Raw genomic sequence first — 6456 nt, 5'->3', positions numbered from 1 at the left:
GGGGTGGGAGCGCAGCGACCGTTTGGCGAAGCCAAACACATCGAGAGGAGGTGCAGCGAAGCAAACCGTAGGCGATGCCCCCCGGATGAATCCCGGAACGAAGGAACCCCGAGCTTTAGCGAGCGGGCCGGACGTAGGAGCAAGCCTTTTTTTGCTTACTTTTTTGAGGCGTTTGTCAAAAAAGTGAGTCGCCGTAAGGGCGAAACCCTAGGTGGGCTTGACCGCAGCAACGGATATGCACATAGATCGAAAAGTGTGTCGTGTTCAAGATCTACCCCCTCACCCCAGCCCTCTCCCCCAGGGGGGCGAGGGGGAAAGGGAGCCGATCTTCATGCGGTTCAAAAATCTCGATCAGTGCTTGAGAAACGCAGCCACTTTCTGCGCGGCGGCAGCCAAATGCTGCTCATGCGTAAACCCGGAAACCTTGAGCGGCTTCAAATCATGATCCCCCGCAGCCAGCCAAAACACCTCAATACTCGGCGATAGATCGTAAGCTTCGACAGCGTCCCGATTGCCAAGAGCATCCCGCTCCCCCTGAACAATCAACGTCCGAGTCTTCAACCCAGCCAGATGCTCAACCCGAGGCTTCTCCGGTTTCCCAACCGCATAAAACGGATACCCCAGACAAACCAACGCATCCGCGCCAAGCTCATCGGCAAGCAGACTGGCCATCCGCCCCCCCATCGACTTCCCGCCAACCGCCAAAACCCCAGCGACATGAAGTCGCACCAAGCCATAGACCTCACGCCAACATTCGAGCAACTTCGGCGCCGGATTCGGCGGACGTTTGCTGCCATCAACCCGCCGCTGCGCCATATAAGGAAACTCAAACCGCAACACGTTGATACCAAGCCCAGCAAGGCGCCCAGCCACATCCGTCATCCACTCACTGTCCATCGGCGCCCCCGCACCATGGGCGAGAATGAGCGTCGCCGAAGCCTCCCCAACAGCCGCATCCCAAAGCCACCCGTGATCCCGCAGGCACTGCGCCCATTGATCCCCGTCAATACTGGCCTTGTGCTGTTTGTCCATGCTTGCCTCGCTTTTAGTCTGCCTATAACTCCAGGCGAAGGATTCGCGGCGTTTTCTGCGCGCGCTCACTTCGGCTGAACCGTGGATGGGGAACCATGAACACTTCTATCAGTACCGCCTACAACTACAAGGTGGTCCGCCAATTCGCCATTATGACGGTGGTGTGGGGCATCGTCGGCATGGGGCTCGGGGTTTTTCTCGCGGCTCAATTGGTCTGGCCCGAACTCAACTTCAACCTGCCGTGGACCAGCTTCGGACGCCTGCGCCCGCTGCACACCAACGCGGTGATCTTCGCGTTCGGCGGCTGTGCCTTGTTCGCCAGTTCGTTCTACTCGGTGCAGCGCACCTGCCAGACGCAATTGTTTGCGCCGAAAATCGCCGCGTTCTGCTTCTGGGGCTGGCAACTGGTGATCCTGCTGGCGGCCATCAGCCTGCCGTTGGGTTACACCAGCTCCAAGGAATACGCCGAGCTGGAATGGCCGATCGACATCCTGATCACCATCGTCTGGGTCGCCTACGCCATCGTGTTCTTCGGCACGATCATGCAGCGCAAGACCAAGCACATTTATGTGGGCAACTGGTTCTTCGGCGCGTTCATCATCACCGTGGCGATTCTGCACATCGTCAACAACCTTGAGTTGCCGGTGAGTTTCACCAAGTCCTACTCGGTGTACGCCGGTGCGACCGATGCGATGGTGCAATGGTGGTACGGCCACAACGCCGTAGGCTTTTTCCTCACCGCCGGTTTCCTCGGGATGATGTACTACTTCGTGCCGAAGCAGGCCGAACGTCCGGTGTATTCGTATCGCCTGTCGATCGTGCACTTCTGGGCGCTGATCACCCTGTACATCTGGGCCGGCCCGCACCACTTGCACTACACCGCGCTGCCGGACTGGGCGCAGTCGCTGGGCATGGTGATGTCGCTGGTACTGCTGGCGCCGAGCTGGGGCGGCATGATCAACGGCATGATGACCCTCTCGGGCGCCTGGCATAAGTTGCGCAGCGACCCGATCCTGCGCTTCCTCGTGGTGTCGCTGGCGTTTTACGGCATGTCGACCTTCGAAGGTCCGATGATGGCAATCAAGACAGTGAACGCCCTCTCCCACTACACCGACTGGACCATCGGCCACGTACACGCCGGCGCCCTCGGCTGGGTGGCGATGATTTCCATCGGCGCGCTGTACCACATGATCCCGAAAATCTTCGGCAAAGAGCAGATGCACAGCATCGGCCTGATCAACGCGCACTTCTGGCTCGCGACCATTGGCACCGTGCTCTACATCGCTTCGATGTGGGTCAACGGCATCGCCCAGGGCCTGATGTGGCGTGCAGTGAACGAGGACGGCACGCTGACCTACTCCTTCGTCGAAACCCTGGTGGCCAGCCACCCTGGCTTCGTCGTGCGGCTGATTGGCGGGGCAATCTTCCTCAGCGGCATGTTCCTGATGGCTTACAACACCTGGCGCACCGTGCGGGCCTCGCAGCCTGCTGACGTCGTTGCCGCCGCGCAGATGGCCTGAGGAGTTCGCCATGAAACACGAAACGATTGAAAAGAACGTCGGCCTGCTGATGCTGCTGATGGTGTTCGCCGTGAGCATCGGCGGCCTGACCCAGATCGTCCCGCTGTTCTTCCAGGACGTGACCAACAAACCGGTGGAAGGCATGAAGCCCTACACCGCGCTGCAACTGGAAGGCCGCGACATCTACATCCGCGAAGGCTGCGTGGGTTGCCACTCGCAGATGATCCGGCCGTTCCGCGCCGAAACCGAACGCTACGGGCACTACTCGGTGGCCGGTGAAAGCGTGTGGGATCACCCGTTCCTGTGGGGCTCGAAACGTACCGGTCCGGACCTGGCCCGGGTTGGCGCGCGCTACTCGGATGACTGGCACCGTGCGCACTTGTACAACCCGCGCAACGTTGTACCGGAATCGAAAATGCCGGCCTACCCATGGCTGGTCACCCAACCGGTCGACAGCAGCCACACCGAAACCAAGCTCAAGGTCATGCGCACCCTCGGCGTGCCGTACACCGACGACGACATCAGCGGCGCGGTGGCCAGCCTCAAGGGCAAGACCGAAATGGACGCCCTCGTCTCCTACCTGCAAGTGCTTGGCACTGCGATCAAGAGCAAGAGGTGAGCCATGGTCTTTGAAATGAGCGCGGGGCTGATACGCGGCCTCGGCACGGTCGTGGTGTTCGTGGCCTTCGTCGGCCTGACCCTCTGGGTGTTCAACCGCAAGCGCACCCCGGAATTCGCCGAAGCGCGCCTGCTGCCGTTTGCCGACGAGCCGCAACCCGACACTACCCAAGCTAATGAAACAAGGAGTACCCGGCCATGACCACCTTCTGGAGTACGTGGATCTGCGTACTGACCATCGGCAGCCTGATCGGCCTGACCTGGCTGCTGGTCGGCACCCGTCGGGGCGAGACCAAGGGCAGCGTCGACCAGACCATGGGCCACAGCTTCGACGGCATCGAGGAGTACGACAACCCGCTGCCGCAGTGGTGGTTCATGCTGTTCGCCGGCACGCTGGTGTTTTCCGTGGGCTATCTGATCCTTTATCCGGGCCTGGGCAACTGGAAAGGCATCCTGCCCGGCTACGAGGACGGCTGGACCGGCGTCCACGAGTGGGAAAAGGAAATGAGCAAGGCTGACGCCAAATTCGGGCCGATCTTCGCCAAGTTCGCCGCCATGCCGGTGGAAGAAGTGGCGAAGGATCCGCAGGCGCTGAAAATGGGTGGCCGTCTGTTCGCCTCCAACTGCTCGGTTTGCCACGGCTCGGACGCCAAGGGCGCGTTCGGCTTCCCTAACCTCGCCGACAAGGACTGGCGTTGGGGCGGCAGCGCCGAAACCATCAAGACCACCATCATGGGTGGCCGGATGGCGGCGATGCCGGCGTGGGGCGAAGCACTGGGCGAGGCCGGGGTGAAAAACGTCGCGGCTTACGTGCGTCACGAACTGGCCGGCCTGCCACTGGCAGCGGACAACAAGGCCGACCTGCAAGCCGGGCAGCAAGCGTTCAGCACCATGTGCGTCGCCTGTCACGGGGCAAACGGCCAGGGCACCGAAGCCATGGGCGCACCGAACCTGACGCACCCGGCCGGTTTCATCTACGGCACCAGCCTGACCCAACTTGAGCAGACCATTCGCCATGGCCGTCAAGGCCACATGCCCGCTCAGAACGAGCTGCTGGGCAACGATAAAGTGCAATTGCTGGCCGCTTATGTGTACAGCCTGAGCAATGGATTGAATACAGAAAAACTGATTACTGAGGACAATAAAAAGTAATCGTTGCGTACAAGACTGCCGCACGTTTCCAGTGCGGCAGTTTCCAGTCCCTTTGCGACGCATTGTCGCACCCCTTCACCCCCTCTCCTTTCGGTTACCCGGATTCGGGTCTACGCTTGCTCGATGCGGACTGGCCCGTGCCGGTTCCAGGTCGACCCCGAGCGAGGCGTTGAACGAATCGGCTGACTGACATGGCCGCAAAGGCCGGTAGATACCGGCTGTCGTGCCAATTACCGTCCGTCACCCGAACCGAGCGTTCGAACATACCCCGTTACATCCGACCGGGACCCCTCGCTTTTTTCGTCCGCTGCGACATTTTGCCCGAGGGCAATTTTGTCCTTACGCGGCGCATGGAAAGGCCGCAGAATCAGCGTTGGAAAGCATTGACCCAGGTCATGGCGCGTTGCATTGACCCCCTGCTTTCTACATACTTGCGGCCGATTTTAATCCTAATAAAACACCCAAACCGTGGAACCTTAGAATGAGCACAGCAATCAGTCCGACTGCTTATAACTATAAGGTAGTCCGCCAGTTCGCCATCATGACGGTGGTCTGGGGGATCCTTGGCATGGGGCTCGGTGTCTTCATCGCCTCGCAACTGGTCTGGCCGGAGTTGAATTTCGGTCTGCCATGGACGAGCTTTGGACGCCTGCGCCCGTTGCACACAAACCTGGTGATTTTCGCCTTCGGTGGTTGTGCACTGTTTGCCACTTCCTACTATGTCGTGCAGCGAACCTGCCAGACGCGACTGATTTCCGACAGCCTCGCGGCCTTCACCTTCTGGGGATGGCAAGCGGTTATCGTCGGCGCGATCATTACCTTGCCGCTGGGTTACACCACCACCAAGGAATACGCGGAACTGGAATGGCCTCTCGCCATTCTGCTGGCCATTGTCTGGGTCACCTACGGTCTGGTGTTCTTCGGCACCATCACCAAGCGCAAGACCAAGCACATCTACGTCGGTAACTGGTTCTACGGTGCGTTCATCGTGGTGACCGCGATGCTGCACATCGTCAACCACATGTCGCTGCCGGTCAGCCTGTTCAAGTCCTACTCGGCCTACTCCGGCGCCACCGACGCGATGATCCAGTGGTGGTACGGCCACAACGCCGTGGGCTTCTTCCTGACCACCGGTTTCCTGGGGATGATGTACTACTTCGTGCCGAAACAGGCCGAACGTCCGATCTACTCGTATCGTCTGTCGATCGTGCACTTCTGGGCGCTGATCACCCTGTACATCTGGGCCGGCCCGCACCACCTGCACTACACCGCACTGCCGGATTGGGCACAATCGCTGGGCATGGCGATGTCGATCATCCTGCTGGCACCGAGCTGGGGCGGCATGATCAACGGCATGATGACCCTGTCGGGCGCCTGGCATAAGCTGCGCACCGACCCGATCCTGCGTTTCCTCGTGGTATCGCTGGCGTTCTACGGCATGTCGACCTTCGAGGGTCCGATGATGGCGATCAAGACCGTCAACTCGCTCTCGCACTACACCGACTGGACCATCGGCCACGTACACGCCGGCGCACTCGGCTGGGTAGCGATGATCTCGATCGGCGCGATCTACCACATGATCCCGAAACTGTTCGGCCGTGCGCAGATGCACAGCACCGGCCTGATCAACGCGCACTTCTGGCTCGCGACCATCGGTACCGTTCTGTACATCGCTTCGATGTGGGTCAACGGCATCACTCAGGGCCTGATGTGGCGTGCAATCAACGATGACGGCACCCTCACCTACTCGTTCGTCGAAGCGCTGCAGGCCAGCCACCCTGGTTTCATCGTCCGCGCCCTGGGCGGTGCGTTCTTCGCCAGCGGCATGCTGCTGATGGCTTACAACGTATGGCGCACCGTTCGCGCCTCGAACCCGGCTGAAGCCGAAGCCGCCGCCAAGATTGCCGTAGTTGGAGCTCACTGATGAAGCATGAAGCCGTCGAGAAGAACATTGGCCTGCTGGCTTTCTTCATGGTCATCGCCGTCAGCGTCGGTGGTCTGACCCAAATCGTTCCGCTGTTTTTCCAGGACGTCACCAACAAGCCGGTCGAAGGCATGAAGCCGCGCACCGCCCTTGAACTGGAAGGCCGCGACGTTTACATCGCCAACGGATGTGTCGGCTGCCACTCGCAGA

At 60.3% G+C, this 6456-nt stretch carries 7 protein-coding genes; 6 read left to right on the top strand and 1 reads right to left on the bottom strand.

Features of this window, described 5'->3' with window-relative positions:
- Nucleotides 1–351 precede the first annotated feature (351 nt).
- Nucleotides 352–1032, bottom strand: coding sequence for an alpha/beta family hydrolase (locus tag PMI24_RS28400; RefSeq protein ID WP_007960366.1), 681 nt, complete (start codon nucleotides 1030–1032; stop codon nucleotides 352–354).
- A 95-nt stretch (nucleotides 1033–1127) separates the two neighbouring features.
- Between PMI24_RS28400 and ccoN (PMI24_RS28395) the strand changes: the two genes are divergently transcribed.
- The 6 genes from ccoN (PMI24_RS28395) to PMI24_RS28370 all read left to right on the top strand — a co-directional run.
- Nucleotides 1128–2552: a cytochrome-c oxidase, cbb3-type subunit I gene (gene ccoN, locus PMI24_RS28395; protein ID WP_007960356.1), complete on the top strand. Its 1425-nt coding sequence runs from the start codon at nucleotides 1128–1130 to the stop codon at nucleotides 2550–2552.
- Nucleotides 2553–2562: 10 nt separating this feature from the next.
- Nucleotides 2563–3171: a cytochrome-c oxidase, cbb3-type subunit II gene (ccoO, locus tag PMI24_RS28390; RefSeq protein WP_007960355.1), complete on the top strand. Its 609-nt coding sequence runs from the start codon at nucleotides 2563–2565 to the stop codon at nucleotides 3169–3171.
- Between the two features lie 3 nt (nucleotides 3172–3174).
- Nucleotides 3175–3372 carry a cbb3-type cytochrome oxidase subunit 3 gene (locus PMI24_RS28385; RefSeq protein WP_007960354.1) on the top strand — a complete coding sequence of 66 codons (198 nt, stop codon included), beginning with the start codon at nucleotides 3175–3177 and terminating at the stop codon, nucleotides 3370–3372.
- Nucleotides 3369–4322 carry a cytochrome-c oxidase, cbb3-type subunit III gene (ccoP, locus tag PMI24_RS28380; protein WP_007960353.1) on the top strand — a complete coding sequence of 318 codons (954 nt, stop codon included), beginning with the start codon at nucleotides 3369–3371 and terminating at the stop codon, nucleotides 4320–4322. The genes PMI24_RS28385 and ccoP overlap by 4 nt, the downstream gene beginning before the upstream one ends.
- 481 nt (nucleotides 4323–4803) lie before the next feature.
- Nucleotides 4804–6246, top strand: coding sequence for a cytochrome-c oxidase, cbb3-type subunit I (gene ccoN / locus PMI24_RS28375; RefSeq protein ID WP_007960352.1), 1443 nt, complete (start codon nucleotides 4804–4806; stop codon nucleotides 6244–6246).
- A partial coding sequence (locus PMI24_RS28370) for a cbb3-type cytochrome c oxidase subunit II (RefSeq protein WP_007960351.1) occupies nucleotides 6246–6456 on the top strand: 211 nt, incomplete at its 3' end. The genes ccoN (PMI24_RS28375) and PMI24_RS28370, both read left to right, overlap by 1 nt.

The organism is Pseudomonas sp. GM25, assembly GCF_000282255.1.
GTDB classification, from domain to species: domain Bacteria; phylum Pseudomonadota; class Gammaproteobacteria; order Pseudomonadales; family Pseudomonadaceae; genus Aquipseudomonas; species Aquipseudomonas aphyarum.
This window is presented reverse-complemented; position numbering and strand designations above follow the sequence as displayed.

Bases quoted from the DNA above. Each gene is read 5' to 3' on its own strand.
- PMI24_RS28400 (WP_007960366.1), bottom strand. From the start codon at position 1,032: ATGGACAAACAGCACAAGGCCAGTATTGACGGGGATCAATGGGCGCAG.
- ccoN (WP_007960356.1), top strand. From the start codon at position 1,128: ATGAACACTTCTATCAGTACCGCCTACAACTACAAGGTGGTCCGCCAA.
- ccoO (WP_007960355.1), top strand. From the start codon at position 2,563: ATGAAACACGAAACGATTGAAAAGAACGTCGGCCTGCTGATGCTGCTG.
- PMI24_RS28385 (WP_007960354.1), top strand. From the start codon at position 3,175: ATGGTCTTTGAAATGAGCGCGGGGCTGATACGCGGCCTCGGCACGGTC.
- ccoP (WP_007960353.1), top strand. From the start codon at position 3,369: ATGACCACCTTCTGGAGTACGTGGATCTGCGTACTGACCATCGGCAGC.
- ccoN (WP_007960352.1), top strand. From the start codon at position 4,804: ATGAGCACAGCAATCAGTCCGACTGCTTATAACTATAAGGTAGTCCGC.